Raw genomic sequence first — 20,739 nt, forward strand, 5'->3', positions numbered from 1 at the left:
ACATCAAAAGAAAAACCTGGGGTCGAATAGGAGGCCGAACCTCGCGCATCGGCAAGGGGTGCCAGATGCTCCTGCGCGCCTATCGCTACGGGCGTCATCCCGGTCTTACTTCGCAAACCGGGATGACATCGCTTGTGCAAGCTACACCACGCCCTTGCCGCGCAGCGCCGCGGCGGCTTCGGCGTCGAGGCCGATCTCGGCCAGCACTTCGTCGGTGTGCTGCCCCAGGTCCGGGCCCGGCCAGCGCACGGCGCCGGGCGTCTCCGACAGCTTGGGAAAGGCGTTCTGCATCTTCACCTTGCCGAACACCGGGTGATCGGTCTCGACGATCGCCTCGCGCGCCTTGAACTGCTCGTGCTCCAGCATGTCCGGCGCGCGGAAGATGCGCCCGCACGGCACGCCGTTCTCCTCCAGATGCGCGAGCAGCGCGTCCAGCTTCCAGCCCTTGGTCCAATCGCCGATCAGGCCGTCCAGCTCGCCCTGGTTCGCGCCCCGCGCGGCGTGGGTCGCATAGCGCGGATCGCTCGCCAGTTCGGGCTTGCCCATCGCTTCGGCGAGCCGCGCGAACACCGTATCGCCGTTGCCGCCGATCAGGATCATCTCGCCCTCCGCGCACGGATAGACGTTGGAGGGCGCGATGCCGGGCAGGATCGAGCCCGAGCGCTCGCGCACATAGCCGGTCAGGTCGTATTCGGTGACCAGGTTCTCCATCACCGCCAGCACGCTCTCGTACAGCGCCGCGTCGATCATCTGGCCGCGGCCAGTCCGCTCGCGCGCGTGCAGCGCCATGGTGATCCCCATCACCGCATGCATGGCGGTCAGCGAATCACCGATCGAGATTCCGGCCCGCGCCGGCGGGCGGTCCGGCTCGCCGGTCACGTGGCGCAGGCCCCCCATCGCCTCGCCGATCAGGCCGTAACCCGCGCGGCTGGCCCACGGCCCGGTCTGGCCGAAGCCCGACACCCGCGCGACGATCAGCCGGGGATTGCGGAGCTTAAGCGCCTCGTAGCCCATGCCCCACTTCTCCAGCGTGCCGGGCCGGAAGTTCTCGATCAGCACGTCGGCCTGGTCGATCAGCTTCTGGGCGATCTCGCGCCCCTCGGGGGTGCGCAGGTTGAGGGTCATGGAGCGCTTGTTGCGCCCGATCACCGGCCACCAGGGCGACAGCCCCTTGGGCAGGCTGCGGCCCCACTGGCGCATCGGGTCGCCCGTTCCGGGGTCCTCGATCTTCACCACGTCGGCGCCGAAGTCGCCCAGGATCTGGCCGCAGAAGGGGCCGGCGATCAGGGTCCCCATCTCGATCACCTTCAGGCCCTTCAGCGGCCCGTTGCCGGCCTCGCTCATCCGCGGCTCCTTCCCATGCCTCGGCGTCCTTGGAGCGGGGCGCCGCTGCGTCTGTCAATGGCGGGAAGGCGCCGCGAAGGGCTTCAGGCCAGGATCGCGCGCCGCCGCCGCAGGCTCGCGCCCGCCAGGCCGAAGCCCGCGATCATCATCGCCCAGGTCGCCGGCTCCGGCACCGCGCCGCCGACCGGCGCGCCGCCCAGGCTGTCGAAGGTCACGTTGTCGAGGCCCACGCCCAGGCTGCTGGAGGCCAGCGAGGTGCTCGACAGGAAAGTCAGCCGCACGCTCGGCGAGGCTGCGGTGAAATCGTACGAGAACCGCCGCCAGTCCGACCCGGCCGCCTTCAGGTCCATCGTGTTGGTGAAGCTGCCGGCCAGCAGGCCGTTGACCAGCAGGTCGACCGTGGCGTCGCCGTAGCTGCCCTGGCCGGCGACGAAGAACGCGCCGACGTCGAACGCGACACGGTATTTTTCGCCGGCGTTCACCGCCACGGCGTTGGAAATCACGCCCTTGCCTCGCCCGCTGACGCCGGTCAGGTCGAGATAGTGCGTGCCTTCCGAGGCGACGACGCCGTAGCTCCCGAACGAGGCGTTGGACGAATACTGCACGTCGCTGTCGCCGCCCGGCGTGGCGTCGACCGTCGTCCAGCCGGTGATGTAGGTGCTGCCGGGCGGCAGGAAGGCGGCCGCCAGGCCGCCCGGCTGCTCGAAGCCGCCGTTGACGAGAGACGCAGCCAGGGCCGGGCCGCTGGCAAGCATGGTCATGGCCGTGGCCAACAGGAGTACGCGACGCATTCAACCTCCACAGGATCTGCGTGGGCGCTGCCGGCGCCCGGTCAAAGCTTCGCTATAGGGACCGGCCCGCGGCCTCATGATCCAATCGCACTATGCGGCGGCTTAGCCTTAGGAACGGATCACGCGGCCGTGAGTTTGGCTACCGTGCGCCGGCCGCCCCGGCCTGCGCGGAACATTACAGATCACTTTGTACGAGGAGGGTTCGATGACCCGACACCTGCTTATCGCGGGGGCGACGGTTGCTGCCTTGAGCCTGGCCGCCTGCGGCCAGAAGACCGACACCAAGGGCGCGGCCACCCCGGCCGAACAGGCGGCGACGCCGGACGCCAACCCTGCCGCCACCATCCCGACCCCGTCGAACGAGGCCGCCGCCCCCGACTTCGTCGCCAAGGCCGCGGCCAGCGACATGTTCGAGATCGAGGCCGCCAAGATCGCGCAGAAGCGGTCGAAGAACGCCGACGTGAAGAAGTTCGCCGGCGAGATGATCGCCGCCCACACCAAGTCGACGGCCGATCTCAAGAAGGCCATCGCCGACTCCGGCCAGACCACCCTGACCTTGCCGACGGCCCTGCCGAACGATCTGCAGGACAAGATCAACGACCTCAACAAGGCCGACAATTTCGACGTCGCCTACATGGATAACCAGGTCGACGCCCACCAGGCGGCGCTGGATGTCATGCAGCGCTACGCCCAGGACGGCGACGTCGCCCAGATCAAGGCCTTCGCCGCCGCCACCGCCCCGGTGATCCAGCAGCACCACGACCACGCCAAGGCCATCCGCGACGCGCTGAAGTAGAGTTCCCTTCCTCCCCTGCCGCCATGGGCGTGCTGCCACGGCGGCAGGGGTTCACATCGGGCGTGTCCCGGCGTAAGGCGGCGCCATGAGCGCCTATGTCCTGACCCCGCCGCCCATCGTGGTTGCGCCCGTCGAGGGGGAGGCCGGCGCCTTTCCCGTGCGGCGCGTCCTCTGCGTCGGCCGCAACTACGCCGCCCACCGCCGCGAAATGGGTGGCGACGACCGCGACCCGCCGTTCTTCTTTTCCAAGCCCGCCGACGCCCTGGTCCTGCCGGGCGCCGACGTTCCCTATCCGCCCGCCACCGCCAACCTGCATCACGAGATCGAACTGGTGGTCGCCCTGAAGTCGGGCGGCAAGGACATCCCGGTGAGCGAGGCGCTCTCTCACGTCTACGGCTATGCCGTCGGCGTCGACCTTACCCGCCGCGACCTGCAGAACGCCGCCAAGGACAAGGGGCAGCCGTGGGAGGCGTCCAAAGCCTTCGACGCCTCGGCCCCGATCTCGGCCATCCGCAAATGGGACGGCGCCCCGCCGCAAGGCGCCATCGCCCTCGCGGTCAATGGCGCGGCGCGTCAGGACGGCGCCCTTGCCGACATGATCTGGAATGTGGCCGAGATCATCGCCGAGGCCTCCAGGCTCTGGACCCTAGCCCCCGGCGATCTGATCTTCACCGGCACCCCGGAGGGGGTCGGCCCGCTCGTCCCCGGCGACGTCGTCCATGGCGAGATCGAGGGCGTCGGCGCGCTTGAGTTCAAGGTGACCGCATGAGCCTGACCCTGCATTCCTACTGGCGCGCCACCGCCCCCTATCGGGTGCGCATCGGCCTCAACCTCAAGGACCTTCCCTACGATTATGTCGGCGTGAACCTGCTGAAGGGCGAGCAGCACGCGCCGGACTATGTCGCCACCAAGAACCCACAGCACCTGACCCCGGCCCTCGACACCGGCGACCACGTGCTGACCCAGTCGCTGGCCATTCTCGAATGGCTGGAGGAGACGCATCCGGCGCCGGCCCTGCTGCCGAAGGACGCCTTCGCGCGCGCCACGGTGCGGGCCATGGCGACGCTCATCGCCTGCGACATCCACCCGTTGAACAACATGCGCATCCAGAAGGCGCTGGCCGCCCTCGGCGTCGACGAGGCCGGCCGCCAGGACTGGAGCCAGCGCTGGATCGTCGACGGCTTCACGGCGCTGGAGCCGATGGTCGCCGCGCACGGTCGGGGCTTCGCCTTCGGCGACGCCCCGACCCTCGCCGACTGCTGCCTGGTGCCCCAGGTCTATTCGGCCCACCGCTACAACGTCGATCTTGCGCCGTTCCCGGCCATCGTCGCCGCCGCCGACCATGCGAACGCCCATCCGGCCTTCGCCGCCGCCCATCCCGATCGTCAACCGGACGCCGTCAATGCTTGAAGACCTGAAGGCCAACAACCGCCGCTGGGCGGCCGGCAAGCTCTCCGTCGACCCCGGCTTCTTCGAACGCCTGGTCGCTCAGCAGAGCCCGGAATACCTCTGGATCGGCTGTTCGGACAGCCGCGTCCCGGCCAACGAGATCGTCAATCTCGACCCGGGCGAGCTGTTCGTGCACCGTAACGTCGCCAACCTCGCCCCGCCGCAGGACGCCAACTACCTGTCGGTGCTGCAGTTCGCCGTCGACGTGCTGAAGGTGAAGCACATCATGGTCGTCGGCCACTATGGCTGCGGCGGCGTCGCCGCGGCCGTGGACGGCAAGCGTCGCGGCCTGGTCGACCACTGGCTGCACCCGATCCGCGAGGTCTATGCCGAGCATCGCGCCGAGCTGGAGGCGCTGCACGACCACGAACGCATCGACCGCCTGATCGAGCTCAACGTCATGCGCCAGGTCCGCAACGTCGCCTCCGACGTCTTCGTCCAGGACGCCTGGGCCCGCGGCCAGAGCCTCAGCATCCACGGCTGGGTCTACTCCATCGCCAACGGCCTGGTCACCGACCAGAACTGCACTATCTCCAACGCCGAGGATCTGGCCGAGGTGATCGAGGGCGGGAAGTGATCGTCGTCCTTCTCCCCTCGCAGGAGAAGGACGCTATTTGATGCGCACCCGCGCGCTGGCCTTGCGGCCCTGGCCGTCGACGACCGTCAGCCGGTAGAAACCCGGCCCCTTCGGCCGCCAGACCGTCCGGCCGCTGACGGCGTCCACGCCCAGCGGCTCGCCGTTCACGTACCAGCTCAGGGCCTCGCCGCCGGCCGCCAGCACCAGGCCGCGCGAGCCGGGTCCGAACGCCTCCACCTGCACGGTCGAGCCGTCGGGCGGGAAGACCAGCCGCGGGCCCACGTCCTGCGTTTCCAGCCTGGCCAGGGCCTGCGGCGCGCCGCGCGGGGCGATCGGGCGCGGCGCGCTGGCCGGCGCGTCGATCAGGTCGGCGGCGTCGAACAGCAGCGGCAGGGCCGCATCCCGCCCCGTCAGACCGCCGCGCGCCCCGCCGTCGGCCCGTCCTGTCCACACCGCCACCACGTACGGGCCGACCACGCCGGCCGCCACCGCATCGCGGAAGCCGTAGGAGGTGCCGGTCTTGAAGGCCATCACCGGCCTGCCCCGGGTCAGGGCCGCCGCCGTAGCCCCGGCCGGCGGCGGGGTCTCGCGCAGGATGGCCAGCACCTGGTCGGCGGCCTCCTTGCGCATCAGCCGCCGCCCGCCCTGGTCCTCGCGTCGCCGGGCCTCGCCTTCGGTCCAGGCCAGCGGCTTGGCCACGCCGCCGTCGCCCAGCGCCGCGTACAGCACCGCCAGGTCGCGCAGGCTGATCCCGACCCCGCCCAGCGCCATGGCCAGCCCCGCCTCGCGGGTTTGCGCCCGCGGCCGCACCAGGTTAATCCCGACACCGTCCAACCGCGCCTCGAAGGCGGCGGGCCCGACCTTGTCCAGCATCTCCACCGCCGGCACGTTCAACGAATAGGTCAGCGCCTCGCGCGCCGTCACCTTGCCCCGGAAGATGCGGTCGAAGTTCTCGGGCTGGTAGTCGCCGAACCGCCTTGCGGCGTCCTCGATCTCGGTGTCCGGCGCGGCCAGCCCGTCGTCGAAGGCCAGGCCGTAGATGAACGGCTTCAGCGCCGACCCGGGCGAGCGGATCGCCCGGGTCATGTCGATCCAGCCGCCAGGGCGCGCTAGGCCGCCCGAGCCGACCGCCGCGCGCACAGCCCGGCCCTTGATCTCCACCACCAGGATCGCCGCCGTCGCCTCGGGCCCCTGGCTGCGCGCCGCCGCGGCGGCCAGCGGCTCCAGCCGCGCCTGCAGCCCCGCGTCCAGGGTCGAGATCACCGAGGCCTGATCGTGGGGCGCGGCTCGCGCCAGCTCGCCCGCCGCGTGCCAGGCGAAGGCCGGGAACTTCGCGCGGCCGGGCAGGGGCTCGCCCTCGGCCTCGGCCGCCTCGACCTCGGTCAGGGCGTGGGTGCGGATCATCTTGTCGAGCACCTCGCGCCGCCCCGCCCGCGCCGCCTCCGGCCGCCGGTCGGGCCGCCGCGCCTCCGGCGACTGCGGCAGGGCGATCAGCAGCGCCTGTTCGCCCGCCGTCAGGGTTTCCGGCTCATGCCCGAAGTAGGACAGGCTGGCGGCCCGCACGCCTTCCAGGTTTCCGCCATAGGGCGCCAAGGTCAGGTAGAGCGCCAGGATCTCGCGCTTGCTCAGCCGCGCCTCGATCTGCACGGCCCGCGCCATCTCGATCAGCTTCGCGGGGATCGTCCGCGGCCGCGGCTCCAGCAGCCGCGCCGTCTGCATGCTGAGCGTCGAGGCGCCCGAACTGACCCGCCCGTGCAGCACGGCCGACCCCGCCGCCCGCACGATCGCCGCCGGGTCGACGCCCGGGTGCAGCCAGAACCGCTTGTCCTCGATGGCGACCAGCCGCCGCTGGAAACTCGGGTCGGTCCGGTTCAGGTCCGCCCGGATCCGCCAGCGTCCGTCCTCCACCGGCAGCGCCCGCAGCCATGCCCCCCGCCGATCCAGCGCCACCGGCGAAGACCGCTCCGCCCGCCCCATGTCCGGCGGCAGGATTGCGTCCACGGCGAACACCGCCGCCTCCACGCCGAGCAGGGCGATCAATCCCAAAGTGAGCCGGCGAGCCCTTTCCTTCTCCCCTCGCGGGAGAAGGTGGCCCCGCATAGCGGGGGCGGATGAGGGGGGCGGCGTTTCAGCTCCCGCCGCCTCTGCCGACCCAACCGCCGCAGCCCCCTCATCCGTCGGGCTTCGCCCGCCACCTTCTCCCGCAGGGGGAGAAGGGTTGCGTACGTGCCTCATGGTCCCGGCGCGATCGCCGTGCGGCTGGCGCCGGTGCGCGCCGAGAGGGTCGGGCGGTACATGTCCTTGGCCTGGGCGCCCGGCAGCAGGAAGTCGCCCGGCGTCACCGCCCGCGCCACATAGGCGAAGGCGAAGGAGCCCTTTCCGGCCAGGTCCATGGCCGCGACATAGCGGTCGTCGCGGGCCTCCTGCACGTCGGCGTTCGACAGCTCGCCCAGGAACTTGAACGGCCCGCTCTGCGCGTCGTCCGGCCCCAGCACGGTCTCGATCTCGAAGCCGGCCGGCAGCGGATCGTCGACCACCAGGGCCATCGACCGCGCCTGGTCGGACCGCCCGGTGACCAGCACGATCACCCGATCGCCCTGGCGCAGGGCCGAGGCATCGACCGCCCCGCCGCTGAACCCGACCAGCCGCTTGTTGAGCGACAGCCCGTTCTCCTCGGCCGGCGGCGCGGCGACCGGGGTGCCGGTCACCGTCACGGTCCGCCACAGCGCGCCCTTGCCGGCGTTGACGAAGCGGGCCTCCGCCAGCTTGCCGACTGCCCAGCGCGGGGCCCCGCCCATGGCGCTCAGCGGCTGGGCGCCCTTGGCGTCGATGCGGATGGCGCCGGCCGCCTTCAGCATCCAGTGGGCCGCCTGCAGCAGGCGCGCCTGTTCCTGGGTGTTGAGCGCGTCGGGGTCCTTCACCGCGTTCTCCAGGCGCTTCTGCAGGCCGCGGGCGATGTCCGCTTCGCCCGCCTCGTAGGCGAGGGCGACCACGGCGGCGATATCGCGCAGCGGGCTCTGGTACCAGTCGGCCTCGTCGCGCCATCCGAGCGAGGCGGCCGCCTGGCGCAGGGCCGAGCGGGCGCGGGCCTTGTCGCCCATCATCGCCAGGCCGGCGCCGACCTGGGCCTTGGCCAGCGGCGAGGCCTCGGTCTTCATCTGCACGTCGTGCCACCAGCGCAGGCGCGCCAAGTCGCCGCGCCCGCCCTTGGCCAGCACGTAGAGCGCATAGGCCGAGGCGCGGCTGCGCATCCGCTCGGTGGCCTTCTTGGAGGCTTCCTCCGACCCCGCCCACCAGCTCGGATACTCCATCCGATAGGATACCGAGGCCCAGCCCTCCGGCCGCGAGACCTGCCGCATCGCCGACAGCGCCCGGTCGACCGCGTCCTGCGGCACCGGCGCGCCGGCCTTTTGCGCTTCGATCAGGAAGTCGGTGACATAGGCGCCCAGCCAGGGATCGGCCTCGCCGTCGCCGACCCGCCAGAGGCCGAAGGCCCCGTCCAGGGTCTGGCGGTCCAGCAGCCGCCCGACCGCCCCGGCCAGGGCGGCCGAGGTGCGCCTAGCCTTCGGATCGCTGGCCACCTCGGCCGCATAGATCAGCGGATAGGCCCCCGACACCGTCTGCTCGGTGCAGCCGTAGGGATAGCGCGACAAGGCGTTGGCGATCGGCGCCGGGTCGAAGCCGCGGAACGGCGAGTAGCTGACGTGCAGGGTCACGTCGCCGGCCGCCATCCCGGCCAGCAGGCTCGAGGCGGGGGTATAGGCCGCGCCCGCCTGCTGCAGTTCGTAGGTGGTCCGCGTCACCGCGCTCCAGCCCAGCCGGGTCTGGATCGGATAGTCCTTGCCGGTTTCGAAGCCCGGTCCGCTGACCTTGAAGCCGATCTTGCCGATGCCGGCGCGGCCCGGCGCGTCGAAGGGAATCTTCTCGGCGATGCGCTGGCCCAGCAGCAGCTGGAAGGCCTTCTTGAACGGAGCGAGGATGCCGCCCTCGCTGGTCAGCTGGGCGATGTACTGCCCGACCTTGCCCTCGATGTTGTGCAGCTCCAGGGTCGCGAACGCCTTGTCGCCCGGCGCCAGGAAGCGGGGCAGGGCGAGGTCGGCGACCACCGCTTCGCGCACGGTCAGCGGCTTGCTCGCCGACCCGACCGCGTTGTCGGTCCAGGCCACCGCCATCAGCCGCAGCTCGCCGTTGAACTGGGCGGCCGGCAGCTTGATCTTCGTCTTGCCGTCCAGGCCCGTCTCGACCACGCCCGACCACAGGGCCACGGTCTTGATCGGCGTCACGCTCAGCCCCTCGCCGCCGATGCCGTCGGCGCCGAAGTTCACGTTGGCCGGCGCCCCCAGGTTCGGATCCAGCAGCCGCCCGTAGTCGTCGCGATAGTCGAGCGTCAGGGCCCGCTTGCCGAAGTACCACTTCACCGGGTCGGGGCTCTGGAACTTGGTCAGTTGCAGGATGCCCTCGTCCACCGCCGCCAGGGTGACGTGCGCGCGGCCGCCGAAACCGGCGCCCTTGATGACGATCGGCACTTCCAGCACGGCCTTGGAGTCGATCTTGGCCGGGGTGTCGATCGTCACCTCCAGCCGGCGGCCCTTGGGCTCCAGCGGCACATAGACCAGGCCCAGGGCCCGCTTGGGCTTGGGCGAGGAAACAGGGTCTCGCGGCTGGATCACGCTGACCAGCACATAGGCCCCGCCACCCCAGGCGGCGCTGGTCTTCAGCCGGACCTTGGCCCCGTCCTTGCCGACGGTGACGGTCTTCAGGTCGATCAGCCGGTCGGTGGCGACGGCGACCTGCGCCTCGCCTTCATAGGGCGGCTTCAGGGTGATCTCGACCGTGTCGCCCTGCGCATAGGTCTTGGTTCCGGCGCTGACGCGCACGAAGTCGGGGGCCTCGACGTCCTTGGCCGGCGCGCCCCAGCCGGAGGCGAAGCGGATCACGCTCTTGGCGCCCCCGGGTCCGGTCATCTCCAGCCGGTAGTCGCCCCAGCCGAGCCGGCGGCTGATCTTGGTCGGCGCGTTCGCCGCCAGGTTCACGCTCGCGCGGGTGATCACCACGTCGCGGCTGGTGCGCCGCCACTGCCAGCGGCCGTCCTGCTGGAACCAGTCGTAGTCCCAGTTCTCGGCGATCAGGGCGTAGGTTGTCCCCGGCGCCGCGATCCGCCGGCCCGCGGCGTCGACCGCGATCAGGTCGATGCTGGTGACCGGGTCGCCCTTGCCGGCGGAATCGCCCTGTTCGACCTTGGCGCCGAGATAGACGTTCCGAGTACGGACTTTCAGGTCCAGGCTTTCGCGCACCGGCCGCCCGCCCGGCTCGAACACGCTGGCGACGAAGGCTGCGGTCAGCGGCTGGGCGGTGTCGCCGGCCGCCTCCGACGGCACGGCCAGCACCGCGCGGCCCGACCCGTCGGTCACGCTCTCGCCGACCTCGATGAACTGCTCGGCGAAGGGTTCGCGCTGGTCGCCCCATTCATAGCCCTCGAAGGCCGGGAACGGGTTGGGGTCGACGCGCAGCCGCGCCTCGCCCTGGGTCTGCAGGCCCGAGCCCGGCGCGCCGTAGAGGAAGCGCGCCGTCACCTCGACATTGCGCGTCTCGCCCATCTTCAGCGGCGTCGCCTCCTGGCCGACGGCGGTCACCGCCAGCCGTTGCGGGGCGAAATCCTCGACCTGGAACGACAGCTCGCCGGCCGGCTTGTCCAGCCCGTCGATCTCCAGCCGGGCGGTCCAGCGGCCACGCGGCGCGCTCTTGGGCAAGGCGATGTCGACCGGCACGGCGCCCAGCGGGGCCTTGTCGAACGGATAGCGCTTGAACTCCACGCCCGAGGGCCGGCGCACCACCAGCACCCCCTTGCGGTCCTTAACCGCGCGGGCCTCGCGGTCGCGCAGCAGCGCGTTCAGGTGTGCGGTCTCGCCGGGCCGATAGATCCCGCGGTCGGCATAGAGATAGCCGTCGATGGTGCTCGCCACCGAGCGGCCGGACGTGCCGGAGTCGTCGGTGCGCCCGCCGATGCCCTGCTTGGACAGGTCCACGGGCGCGCGGTCCAGGTCCATGACCGCCAGGTCGCCCTGGTCGCCATAGGCCATCACCATCTTGGCGTCGGCCGCGCCTTCGCCCTCCAGCAGCGGGCGGTCGAACTTCACGCGCCCTTGCGCGTCGCTCTTGGCGACCGCCAGGTCCTCGCCGTTGCGGGCGACCAGGGTCACCTTCACGTTCGGCATCACCTTGGCGGTCTTCAGCGAGCGGACCACCACGTCCAGCGCCTCGGAGCCGTCGTAGGCGGCCAGGGCCATGTCGGTGAACACCACCCAGCGCCGCGCCTGGGCCGGCGGATTGGGGTCGTAGTCGTCCTCGCCGCCGCCCTTCAGGTCGCGTCCGCCCGAGGCGTCGCGCGCCTTGATCACGTAAGCGCCCGGCTTCATCTCCTTCAGCACCGCGCCCAGCGGGAAGACCGTCGTCACCCGCTCGCCCGCGCCTTGCGTGGTCACGTTGACCTCGCCCTTCCAGACCACGCGCCCTTCGTCGTCGGCGCTGTCCGACCCATAGTCGCTGGGATACTCGCCCTCGCCGGTCGGGTCCGGCGCGCTGATCGACTTGCGCACCAGGTTGCGGTCGACCACCCGCCAGACCTCGATCGAGAGGCGGCTGACATTGACCGTCTCGATGCCGATGCCGTCGGCGTCCTCGCGCGGCAGGATCACGCCCTCGCCGGCGAAGCCGACATAGGGCGGCTTTTCCCCGAAGGTGAAGTCGACGTCGGCGTTGGCCGCCAGGGTCTCGCCGCCCTTGGCAGGCAACCCTTTCAGCAGCGTCACGCGGCGGTCGGCGAAGCCGGTCCCGGCGATGCACAGCTCCGCGCCCTTCACGCTCACGGCCGGGGTGCGGCCGAGGTCGGGCGAGATCAGCACGAAGTCGCTATAGGACTTGGCCGGGTCCAGCGGCCGGGTCATCTCGATGCAGGCGGCCGGCTGGTTCCCGCCGGTCTCGATCCGGTGGCGCCAGACGGCGAACCCTTCGGGCTTCGGAATCCCTCGCCGCGGCGCATTGGCCCCGCGCAGCTTGCCGAACAGCGACCAGCCCTGCGCCCCCGGCTCGGCCTTGCTCTCCGCCGCCGGTTTGGCGAATCCGTCGAAGCCCTTGGCGGCGATGAAGCCGCCGCCGAACGAGGCGACCACCAGGCCCGCGGCCAGCAGCCCCGGCATCCGGCTCGTCTTCAGCCTGTTGAGCCAGCTCCGGGCCGAACCGGGGGTCTCGTCGCTGGCCATCGGTCGTTCTCCTGACAGAATGTCGCAGGCGCCAAGGGACGCGAAAGGCTCCGCTCCGTCAATCTCGGGTAGGTGACGGGCCTGTGGAGGACGCGTGCAAGCGGCCCTTCGGAACCGCGCCTGCGGGATGGTGTTTGACATCACGCCCGCGGCGCTGCGCCGCCTGCCTTACAACGGAGGACCCCATGGCTTCGTCTCAGCCCGATGCGATCGCGCTGCTGAAGGCCGACCACCGCAAGGTCGAGGACCTGTTCGCCCAGTTCGAGAAGGCCCGCGTCGCGACGCGCAAGGCCGCCCTGGTCAAGGAGATCTGCACCGAGCTGACCGTGCACACCCTGATCGAGGAGGAAATCTTCTATCCGGCCTGCCGCGGCAAGGTCGAGGACTCCGACCTCGACGAGGCCTATGTCGAGCACGACGGCGCCAAGATGCTGATCGCCGAACTGGTCGACGGCGCGCCGTCCGACCCCTTCTACGACGCCAAGGTCAAGGTGCTGTCAGAGGAGATCGAGCACCACGTCAAGGAAGAGGAGATGCGGGTCGAAGGCATCTTCGCCCAGGCGCGCGAGGCCGGCCTCGACATGGACGCCCTGGCCGAGCGCATGCGCGCCCGCAAGGCCGAGCTGCTGGCCCAGTTCGCGGCGTCCGGCCTGCCGGTCCAGCAGGTCCATGCCCTGAAGGGCGCCCGCGTCCAGCATGTCGGTCTGACCGCCTGACGCGGCGCCCGCGGAAACGTGGGAGAACGCCATGAAGCGCTACGCCTATGGATGGCTCACCGCCATCTTCTTCCTGGTCTCGATCGCCGGGCACTGGGCGTTCGGATGGTACGCCTATCTCGACGAGCAGACCGCCCTGCACGCCCAACCGGCGATCGGGGGCTATCTTGTCGAGATGGGCCGAGACACCTTCGAGAACTGGCAGTCCGAGTTCCTGCAGCTGATCTGGCAGGTCGTGGGCCTGGCCTACTTCCTCTATGTCGGCTCGCCGGCCTCCAAGGAGAACGACGACCGCGCCGAGGCCAAGCTCGACGCGCTCATTCGCCTGGTCGGAGCCGAGCGGGGCGAGGCCATGCTGCGCGAGATCGACGAGCGCTACCTGCGCACCTCGGGCCACTCCAAGCCGCACGCCCACACCGAGGCCTGACGCCATGGCCGAGGCCCTCAGCCCGATCCTGCCGCCGCCGACCGAGGCCCTGGTCCATCGCGTGCTGAAGGCCGCTTGCGAGCGCGGCCTGAAGCTCGCCACGGCCGAGAGCTGCACCGGCGGGCTGCTGGCCTCGCTGCTGACCGACGTCCCCGGCTGCTCCCACGCCTTCGAGCGCGGCTTCGTGACCTATACCGACGAAGCCAAGCATCAGATGCTGGGGGTGCCGGACGGCGTGCTCTCAGGACCCGGTCCGGTTTCGGAGCCCGCCGCCAGCGCCATGGCCGCCGGGGCCCTGGAACGCTCCGGCGCGGACCTGACGCTGGCCGTCACCGGCTGGATGGAGGCCGCGCCCGGCCAGCCCGCCGGCCGCGTCTGGTTCGCCAGCGCCGCGCGTGGGCGCGAGGTGGTCGCCCGCCATATGGAGTTCGGCGACGCCGGTCGCGCGGCCCTGCGCCTGGCCTGCCTGGAAACCGGCCTGCAGATGCTGATGGAGCGCCTGGAGGAGACGGCGCAGGCAAGCTCGGCCGCGGCGCCGCGAACGTGATCGCCTGTCGCGCGAATAATCCCCGCACGCGGTCGCAAGGGCGTAGGCTCCCGCTCGCGTTGCAGAACGAAAGCGCCCTTCGCTTCCGGCGACGCGCGAAAGCGCACGTCCCGATGGCTCTCTATACGTTCTACCCCACCCGGCCCGACGGACTGGCCCCCAGCTTCGAAGCCGTGGAGTGCGCCTCCGACGCCGTCGCCGTCACCCACGCCATCGAGGTGCTGGGCGAGCACGCCGCCGCCTCCCACGTCGTGGTCTGGCAAGGCCACCGCTGCGTGATGACCTTCCCGCGCGGAACGCCGCTGAAGCTCAGGGCCGCCGCCGGGCGCTGAGGCGCCGCCCCCTTACGCCCGCGCCGGAATGTTCAGCCCCCGCTGCACCGCCGGCCGCGCCAGCCCGCGCTCCAGCCAGGCCGGCACGTTCTTCAGCTTGTCGAAGGCGACGATCTCCCGCGCCTCGTAGAAGCCGATCAGGTTGCGCACCCAGCCCAGGGTCGCGACGTCGGCGATGGTGTAGTCCTCGCCCGCCAGCCACGGCCGGTCGGCCAGCCGTGTCTCCAGCACCCCCAGCAGCCGCTCGGCCTCGGCGCGATAGCGCTCGTGCGGGCGCTTGTCCTCGTACTCGCGGCCCGCGAATTTGTGGAAGAAGCCGAGCTGGCCGAACATCGGCCCGATCCCGCCCATCTGGAACATCAGCCATTCGAGGGTCTCGTAGCGCTGCGCCGGATCGGCGGGCAGCAGCTGGCCGGTCTTTTCGGCCAGGTAGATCAGGATCGCGCCGGACTCGAACAGCGCCAGCGGCTTTCCGCCCGGACCGTCGGGATCCAGGATCGCCGGGATCTTGCCGTTCGGGTTCAGCGACAGGAACTCGGGCGTCTTCTGGTCGTCGGTCCCGAAGTCGACCAGGTGCGGCTCATAGGGCAGGCCGATCTCCTCCAGCATGATCGAGACCTTCACCCCGTTGGGCGTCGGCAGGGAATAGAGCTGCAGGCGGTCGGGATGCTGGGCGGGCCAGCGGCGGGTGATCGGAAAGGCGGAAAGGTCGGCCACGGGGCGCTCCTGGGCGAAGGGGGACGCGATAATTGGGCGGCGCGACGGCGCCGCGCCAGTCCCTATCGGCGCGATCGGGGTTCGGCGGCCCGTTTCACCGCCGGCAGCGCATCTGCCCGCCTGCGACCGAGCAACCATCCGAACCCGGAACCTGCACGCCCGAACTCGACGGTTTGGCCGGGGCGGTCCGCGGCGCGGTCCACGGCTCGGTCACCCGGCCATAGGCCTCTCGGCGGTATTCCGGGCGGTGGTCCAGCAGGCCAGGCGGCGGGGTGATCCCGCTGCCGTCGCCGTTCGAGGTTCCCCAGAGCTTCGGGTCGGTCGAGGTCGTTCGCCTGCGACCGTTCTCGTCCAGCCGTTCGATCCGCACATGCCCGTCCGGCCCCACGCAGCGGCTGGAGCCGTCCGCATAGTCCCGGCACGAATTGTCGGCCGGCCGCGCCTCGATCGGCCGGTCCGCGCCGTCGGCGCCCGACGCCGCCGCCGGAGCGGCCAGCAGGAGGGCGGCGATGAGGCAGGCGGCGCGAATGGCATGGCTCCTTCCAGGCTCTTCACTATCGCCCGTCAGGCGGGCGGAGAACACGCAAGATTTCGCGACCGGCCCCTTCCGCACCGTCACCCTTGGCGCCGCCCCTGCGGCTCGGGGATAAGGCGGGTCAGACCCAAGGAAAGCGTCATGGAACTGATCCTCATCCGCCACGGCCTGCCGGTGCGCCGCGACGACAGCTCCGATCCCGACCTGTCGGCCGAGGGCCACGACCAGGCGCGTAAGGTCGCCGCCTGGCTGGCGCACGAGGGCGCCGACGCGGTCTGGTCCAGCCCGATGCGCCGCGCGGTCCAGACCGCAGAGCCCTTCGCCGCCCATCTCGGCCACGAGATCAGCCTGCACGAGGGGGTGGCCGAGTTCGACCGCGACAGCGGCTCCTACATCCCGATGGAGGTGCTCAAGCGCGAGAACTACGAGGCGTGGCTGGCCATGGCCAGCGGCCAGCACGACATGGACATCGAGGCCTTCCACGCCGCCGTGGTCTCCGGCCTCGAGGAGGTGATCGCCGCCCATCCCGGCCAGCGGGTCGCGGTCTTCTGCCACGGCGGGGTGATCAACGTCTGGACCGCCCATGTGCTGGGCATGGCGCCGCGGCTGTTCTTCGAGCCCGGCTACACCAGCGTCCACCGCTACATGTGCGCCCGCGGCGGCCAGCGGAACATCGTCGCCCTCAACGAGCGCGCCCACCTCCGCGAGACCGCGACCGCTCCCGCCTAGAGCGGCAGCCGCGCCAGGTCCTCCAGCAGTCCTGGGCCGGTCGGCGTCCAGCCCAGGCGCTCGCGCGTCAGGGCGCTGGAGGCCGGCGCGTCGGCGGCGGCGAACATGGCCAGCCAGCCGAAATGCGCGGCCGCCTCGTCCGGCGCGATCGAGCGGACCGGCACGCCCAGCCGTCGTCCGACGGTCTCGGCGATGGCGCGCATCGGCACCCCCTCCTCGGCCACCGCGTGGTAGCGCGCCCCGGGCTGGGCCTGCTCCAGCGCCAGACGGTAGAGCCGCGCCACGTCCAGCCGGTGGGCGGCGGCCCAGCGGCCGGTTCCCTCGCCGACATAGGCGCTGACGCCCTTCTCCCGCGCCGCCTGCACCGCATAGGTGATCAAGCCCTGCCGCTCGGGGTCGTGCACCTGCGGCAGGCGCACGACGCAGGCCCTCACGCCCTGCGCCGCCGCCGCGTCCGCCGCCTCTTCCGAGGCCGCCCGCGGACTGGCCGCCGTACTGGCGGGCGGATCGGTCTCCAGCGCCAGCCGTCCCGGGCCCGCCGCGCCCATCCCGGTCCCCGAGGTCACCAGCAGCGGCTTGCCTGCCAGCACCGAGGCCAGGGCGGCGATCACCCGCCGGTCGTCCTCGCAATTGGCCTGGTACGTCGAGAAGTCGTGGTTGAAGGCCAGATGGATCACGCCGTCGGCCTGCTCGGCCCCGCGCTTCAGCCCGTCCAGGTCGTCCAGCGACCCATGATGGGCCGCCGCTCCCATCGCCTCCAGGGCCTGCGCCCCCGCCGCCGACCGCGTCAGGCCCGACACCTGGTGTCCGGCCTCGATCAGCTCGGCGACCACCTCCGACCCTACGAACCCGCTCGCCCCGGTCACGAACACCCGCATGGCTGAATCTCCGTCAAATCCAATGTCCGGAGACAGTCTCGCGGCGCCGATGTATCCTGGTAAAGTCGTGAGATTATCGGGGTATAAGGACTAACAGGATGACCGGCCGCCCCGAAGACGGACAGCTCGGCGCCTATCTGAAGGATCGCCGCGCCCGGCTCGATCCCGCCGCCCTGGGATTTCCGGCGGAGCGGCGGCGCACGCCCGGCCTGCGCCGCGAGGAGGTCGCCCAGCGGGCGGGCATCAGCGCCACCTGGTACACCTGGCTGGAGCAGGGCCGCGGCGGCGCGCCCTCGGCCCAGGCGCTGGAGCGCATCGCCGCGGCCCTGGTGCTGGCGCCGGCGGAGCGCGAGAATCTCTTCCTGCTGGCGCTGGGCCGCCCGCCCCAGGCGCGCTATCGCCGCAACGACAGCGTCACCCCCCGGCTGCAGCGGGTGCTCGACGCCCTCGACCCCGCGCCGGCCCTGATCCGCACGGCGGCCTGGGACGTCCTCGCCTGGAACCGGGCCGCCACCGTCATGCTGTCCGACTTCGCCGCCGCCGCGCCGCAGGACCGCAACCTCCTGCGCTCGCTGTTCCTAGACCCGCGGCGCCGCGACGCCTACCTGAACTGGGAGCATGTGGCGCGCTTCGTGGTCGGCGCCTTCCGCATCGAGGCCGCCCGCGCCGGGGCGTCCGAGGACATCGCCCCCCTGGTCGAGGAACTCAGCCGCGCCAGCCCTGAGTTCGCCGCCCTCTGGCGCGAGAGCCCGGTCCCCGGCCACGCCGAGGCGGTCAAGCAGATCCGGCATCCTGTGCTCGGCCTGGTCTCGTTCGAATATTCGGTGTTCGCGGTCGACGCGCGGCCCGACCTCAGCCTGCTGGTCTACAACCCCGCCACGGCGGACGACGCCGCCGCGATCGCCGCGGCGCTGAAGGCCGCGCCTTAGGCCTTCCGCTTCAGGGTCAGCAGCGGGAAGGGCCGCCCGGCGCTGTCCACCGGCGAGCGCCCGGCATGAGCGAACCCCATCGCCTCGTAGAAGCCGACCGCCTGCGGGTTCTGCTCGTTGACCTGCACCCAATCGGCCCCGCGTTCGAGCGCGAAGGCCACCAGCGCCCGCCCCACCCCCTGGCCGCGCCACGCCGCATCGACGAACAGGGTGGCGATCTCTGCGTCGTCCAGACCGAGAAAGGCCGCCGCCGCCCCATCTCGTTCGGCCACCCAGATCTCCGCCCCGCTGGCCAGATAGCCGCGCACCTCCGGCTCAAGCCCCTCGATGTCGGCGGGCGTCAGGAAATGGTGCGTCGCCTCCACCGCGCCGCGCCAGAGGGCCAGCAGGGCAGGGGCGTCGTCGGGCGTCATGGCTCTGATCATGGCCGCCAGATAGGCCGTCGGAGAGTTGGGCGAAAGGCCTGCGCGTTCGCCTGTGGCTTGCAGCAGCTGTCCTTGCGCGCTTTGATCGTTCAGGCTTCACCGGTCGGAGGCGGGGGCGCGCATGTCCAACGACCTGATCATCCTGATCTTCCTGCTCACCGCCGGGGCGTTCCTGGCCGGCTGGTACGGTGAGAAGTGGCGGGCGCGGCGGGCGCGAAAGGCCTGGTCGGCGAAGCGGCCGGCCAGGAATGTCGTGAAGTTTGCGCCGCGCGCGGGCGAGTCTGACCCGCCAGGGGACGCCGTCGACCAGCTCCGTGCGGTGATCGGCGCCACCTTCCGCAAGCGTCGGCTGATGTCGCGGTCAGAGGCCCAGGTCTTCTACGCCGCTGAGAATGCAATCAGCGCCCAACGGCTGGACTGGCGGGTCATGGCCCAGGTCAGCCTCGGCGAAATCCTGTCGTCGCCGGATGATGCAGCCTATCGCGCCATCAACAGCAAGCGCGTCGACATCCTGCTTATCTCACGGACCGGTGAGCCCCTGGCCGCGGTCGAGTATCAGGGCGAGGGGCATCACCAGGGCTCTGCGCCTGCCCGGGACGCGGTCAAGCGCGAGGCGCTGCGCCTGGCTGGCGTCGCCTATATCGAGATCACCCCGACACACCCCGCCGACGAACTGGCTCGCGCCATCTCGCGCGTGGCCGAAGGCGCCCGCGCCTCATCCTAGCATCGGGGCGATAGCCGCCCGCCCGGCCGACGGGCGCTCGTCGCAAAGCCTGTCGGGCTCATCGCAAACCAGATGTCGATCAGGGGCGGGAAGGCCCCTCTGCACGCCTCTGTAAATGGGGTTTCAATATGAGAAAGCTTAGTTTGGCGGTCGCAGCGACGGCCGTCCTCGCCTCGGCCAACGTTGCGCACGCCGCCCAGATCGTGATGAGCGGCGGCAATATCGTCGGGGCGACGGAAAGCCTCGGTTCGGCCTGGGATGCCGCAAACATCTTCAACCGCCAGACCGGCGCGATCGCGCCCGAAGCCGCCTTCGACGGTTCCTTCTGGCTGCACCGCGACACCAACCCGCTCGCCTACATCACGATCGACCTGGGCGACGTCTATTCGAACCTGACCTTCGAACTCTTCAACACGCACAACGCCCACCATTTCGACCGCGGCGTGGGAAGCTTCGAGATCCTGGCGGGATCGGAGCTGGTCGCCGACGGCGCCAACGGGTTCACTCTGGGCGGCGGGATCGTGCGCCTGGTCAACGGCAAGATGCTGGCCGAGCATGACACCGAGATCGACGCCCAGACCTTCGCGGCCCGAAGCGGGGGATATCGATACATCCAGTTCCGCCCGCGCTCGGTCGCCGCGACCCGGCCCTACCCGTTTGGGGACTACGCCTATGGCCTCAACGAAATGCGGATCTACGGCGACCTCGGCGTGGTGAGCGGGGTGCCGGAAGCCTCGACCTGGGCGCTGATGATCGTCGGTTTCGGCGCGACCGGCGCGATGCTGCGCTCCACCCGCCGGCGTAGCGCGGCGAATCTCTCTCTGGGCTGTCCGTAATCGCCGGCCAGACCTGCGAGCCCCGCTCCCTTCAGTCGGGAGCGGGGCTTTTGCAAACCGGGAAGGCGGCGCTCGCCGCCGCGGTTATCGGTCCTCTTCTGCGCCTTCGGCGCAGGCGCCCAGCCAGCGGCCCTGAATGGCGGACTCGGTGCTTGAAGTCTCGCCGTTCGGAGTGGTCACGGCGATGGCCAGGGTCATTCTGTAGGCCGTCTCGCCGCCCGTCAGGGTCAGCCGCAGTCGGTTGATGTTCCCGTTCTGCCGGCACTCGGTCGCGACCTGCAGCCCCGCTGGCCCGCTCGACCGCGAAATCTTGCACTCGGGGCTGGGTTTCCGGGTCAGGATATCGCGCAACTCGGCCGAGGCGCCGGTCCCCAGGCACTCGCGGCTGGTCTCGGGCGGCTCGCCGTCGGAGACCTGCACGATCTCGTAGAGGCCAGGCCGGAAACGTGGAACGCCCCGGGCGTCCAGGGGCGGCGTCCCGCCCGGCGTTGCGGCCGCGGGCCGGGCGGTGGTTTCGCCGGCGGCCGGGGCTGCGGACGGGGCCTGCTGGCCGCAGGCGGCGACGGCGAGGAGGGTGAGGGCGAGGATCGGGATCGGGCGCATGGCGGCTCGGCTCTGGTCAAGGGAGCCTGCGCAATGGGCGTGGTCCGCGACGGCGGGCAACGACCGCGCGATCAGTCGACGGATTTCTGCGATGAACCCACGGTCGGGCCGGCCGAAGCCTGCGA

General features: G+C 71.1%; 19 protein-coding genes and 2 pseudogenes. 12 read left to right on the plus strand and 9 right to left on the minus strand.

From position 1 onward, the window contains the following. Positions 1-141: 141 nt before the first annotated feature. Both ACE3T2_RS07610 and ACE3T2_RS07615 read right to left on the minus strand, forming a co-directional pair. Positions 142-1,344: a CaiB/BaiF CoA transferase family protein gene (locus tag ACE3T2_RS07610; protein ID WP_374656346.1), complete on the minus strand. Its 1,203-nt coding sequence runs from the start codon at positions 1,342-1,344 to the stop codon at positions 142-144. Between the two features lie 83 nt (positions 1,345-1,427). Continuing rightward, positions 1,428-2,054: pseudogene (locus ACE3T2_RS07615) on the minus strand (PEPxxWA-CTERM sorting domain-containing protein); the annotation flags it as partial. Positions 2,055-2,340: 286 nt separating this feature from the next. Here ACE3T2_RS07615 and ACE3T2_RS07620 point away from each other — a divergent pair. The 4 genes from ACE3T2_RS07620 (at position 2,341) to ACE3T2_RS07635 (ending at position 4,957) form a co-directional block, all read left to right on the plus strand. Then, positions 2,341-2,931, plus strand: a complete 591-nt coding sequence (locus ACE3T2_RS07620) for a DUF4142 domain-containing protein (RefSeq protein WP_374656348.1) — start codon at positions 2,341-2,343, stop codon at positions 2,929-2,931. 85 nt (positions 2,932-3,016) lie between these two features. After that, complete coding sequence (locus ACE3T2_RS07625; RefSeq protein ID WP_374656350.1) at positions 3,017-3,700, plus strand: fumarylacetoacetate hydrolase family protein; 684 nt, start codon at positions 3,017-3,019, stop codon at positions 3,698-3,700. After that, the gene (gene maiA, locus ACE3T2_RS07630) at positions 3,697-4,341 is read left to right on the plus strand and encodes a maleylacetoacetate isomerase (protein WP_374656352.1); all 645 of its coding nucleotides are present in this window, start codon (positions 3,697-3,699) and stop codon (positions 4,339-4,341) included. The genes ACE3T2_RS07625 and maiA overlap by 4 nt, the downstream gene beginning before the upstream one ends. Beyond that, positions 4,334-4,957: a carbonic anhydrase gene (locus ACE3T2_RS07635; protein ID WP_374656354.1), complete on the plus strand. Its 624-nt coding sequence runs from the start codon at positions 4,334-4,336 to the stop codon at positions 4,955-4,957. The genes maiA and ACE3T2_RS07635 overlap by 8 nt, the downstream gene beginning before the upstream one ends. 33 nt (positions 4,958-4,990) lie before the next feature. On the opposite strand, the gene pbpC is transcribed toward ACE3T2_RS07635, so the two are convergent. Continuing rightward, positions 4,991-7,057, minus strand: a complete 2,067-nt coding sequence (gene pbpC / locus ACE3T2_RS07640) for a penicillin-binding protein 1C (protein WP_374656356.1) — start codon at positions 7,055-7,057, stop codon at positions 4,991-4,993. 131 nt (positions 7,058-7,188) lie between these two features. Continuing rightward, positions 7,189-12,216 (minus strand): alpha-2-macroglobulin, encoded by a 5,028-nt coding sequence (locus tag ACE3T2_RS07645; protein ID WP_374656358.1) that lies wholly within the window; start codon positions 12,214-12,216, stop codon positions 7,189-7,191. A gap of 185 nt (positions 12,217-12,401) precedes the next feature. On the opposite strand from ACE3T2_RS07645, the gene ACE3T2_RS07650 reads away from it, so the two are divergent. The 4 genes from ACE3T2_RS07650 to ACE3T2_RS07665 all read left to right on the plus strand — a co-directional run bounded on the left by ACE3T2_RS07650 (position 12,402) and on the right by ACE3T2_RS07665 (position 14,238). Then, the gene (locus ACE3T2_RS07650) at positions 12,402-12,932 is read left to right on the plus strand and encodes a hemerythrin domain-containing protein (RefSeq protein ID WP_374656360.1); all 531 of its coding nucleotides are present in this window, start codon (positions 12,402-12,404) and stop codon (positions 12,930-12,932) included. A 31-nt stretch (positions 12,933-12,963) separates the two neighbouring features. Beyond that, on the plus strand, positions 12,964-13,359 hold the full coding sequence (locus tag ACE3T2_RS07655; RefSeq protein ID WP_374656362.1) for a DUF6766 family protein: 396 nt from the start codon (positions 12,964-12,966) through the stop codon (positions 13,357-13,359). A gap of 4 nt (positions 13,360-13,363) precedes the next feature. Further along, positions 13,364-13,906 carry a CinA family protein gene (locus tag ACE3T2_RS07660; protein ID WP_374656364.1) on the plus strand — a complete coding sequence of 181 codons (543 nt, stop codon included), beginning with the start codon at positions 13,364-13,366 and terminating at the stop codon, positions 13,904-13,906. Between the two features lie 113 nt (positions 13,907-14,019). Then, positions 14,020-14,238: a hypothetical protein gene (locus tag ACE3T2_RS07665; RefSeq protein ID WP_374656366.1), complete on the plus strand. Its 219-nt coding sequence runs from the start codon at positions 14,020-14,022 to the stop codon at positions 14,236-14,238. A 12-nt stretch (positions 14,239-14,250) separates the two neighbouring features. Here the strand turns inward: ACE3T2_RS07665 and ACE3T2_RS07670 are convergent, their stop codons facing one another. Both ACE3T2_RS07670 and ACE3T2_RS07675 read right to left on the minus strand, forming a co-directional pair. Further along, on the minus strand, positions 14,251-14,955 hold the full coding sequence (locus tag ACE3T2_RS07670) for a glutathione S-transferase N-terminal domain-containing protein (RefSeq protein WP_374656368.1): 705 nt from the start codon (positions 14,953-14,955) through the stop codon (positions 14,251-14,253). A gap of 94 nt (positions 14,956-15,049) precedes the next feature. Further along, the gene (locus ACE3T2_RS07675; RefSeq protein ID WP_374656370.1) at positions 15,050-15,538 is read right to left on the minus strand and encodes a hypothetical protein; all 489 of its coding nucleotides are present in this window, start codon (positions 15,536-15,538) and stop codon (positions 15,050-15,052) included. Between the two features lie 93 nt (positions 15,539-15,631). Between ACE3T2_RS07675 and ACE3T2_RS07680 the strand changes: the two genes are divergently transcribed. After that, positions 15,632-16,219 (plus strand): histidine phosphatase family protein, encoded by a 588-nt coding sequence (locus tag ACE3T2_RS07680; protein ID WP_374656373.1) that lies wholly within the window; start codon positions 15,632-15,634, stop codon positions 16,217-16,219. On the opposite strand, the gene ACE3T2_RS07685 is transcribed toward ACE3T2_RS07680, so the two are convergent. Next, positions 16,216-17,097 carry an SDR family oxidoreductase gene (locus ACE3T2_RS07685; protein WP_374656375.1) on the minus strand — a complete coding sequence of 294 codons (882 nt, stop codon included), beginning with the start codon at positions 17,095-17,097 and terminating at the stop codon, positions 16,216-16,218. The two genes, ACE3T2_RS07680 and ACE3T2_RS07685, sit on opposite strands and share 4 nt — an antisense overlap. Before the next feature lie 98 nt (positions 17,098-17,195). Here ACE3T2_RS07685 and ACE3T2_RS07690 point away from each other — a divergent pair, with 98 nt between their 5' ends. Next, the gene (locus tag ACE3T2_RS07690; protein WP_374656377.1) at positions 17,196-18,026 is read left to right on the plus strand and encodes a helix-turn-helix transcriptional regulator; all 831 of its coding nucleotides are present in this window, start codon (positions 17,196-17,198) and stop codon (positions 18,024-18,026) included. Here ACE3T2_RS07690 and ACE3T2_RS07695 read toward each other — a convergent pair. After that, positions 18,023-18,451: an acetyltransferase gene (locus ACE3T2_RS07695; protein ID WP_374656379.1), complete on the minus strand. Its 429-nt coding sequence runs from the start codon at positions 18,449-18,451 to the stop codon at positions 18,023-18,025. The two genes, ACE3T2_RS07690 and ACE3T2_RS07695, sit on opposite strands and share 4 nt — an antisense overlap. Before the next feature lie 121 nt (positions 18,452-18,572). On the opposite strand from ACE3T2_RS07695, the gene ACE3T2_RS07700 reads away from it, so the two are divergent. After that, positions 18,573-19,175 (plus strand): DUF2726 domain-containing protein, encoded by a 603-nt coding sequence (locus ACE3T2_RS07700; protein ID WP_374656381.1) that lies wholly within the window; start codon positions 18,573-18,575, stop codon positions 19,173-19,175. 710 nt (positions 19,176-19,885) lie between these two features. Next, positions 19,886-20,011 (plus strand): annotated as a pseudogene (locus ACE3T2_RS07705) (PEPxxWA-CTERM sorting domain-containing protein); the annotation flags it as partial. A gap of 84 nt (positions 20,012-20,095) precedes the next feature. Here the strand turns inward: ACE3T2_RS07705 and ACE3T2_RS07710 are convergent. After that, positions 20,096-20,614, minus strand: coding sequence for a DUF3617 domain-containing protein (locus tag ACE3T2_RS07710; RefSeq protein ID WP_374656383.1), 519 nt, complete (start codon positions 20,612-20,614; stop codon positions 20,096-20,098). Between the last annotated feature and the right edge of the window lie 125 nt (positions 20,615-20,739).

This window comes from Phenylobacterium sp. (assembly GCF_041919955.1).
In the GTDB taxonomy this organism is placed as follows: domain Bacteria; phylum Pseudomonadota; class Alphaproteobacteria; order Caulobacterales; family Caulobacteraceae; genus Phenylobacterium.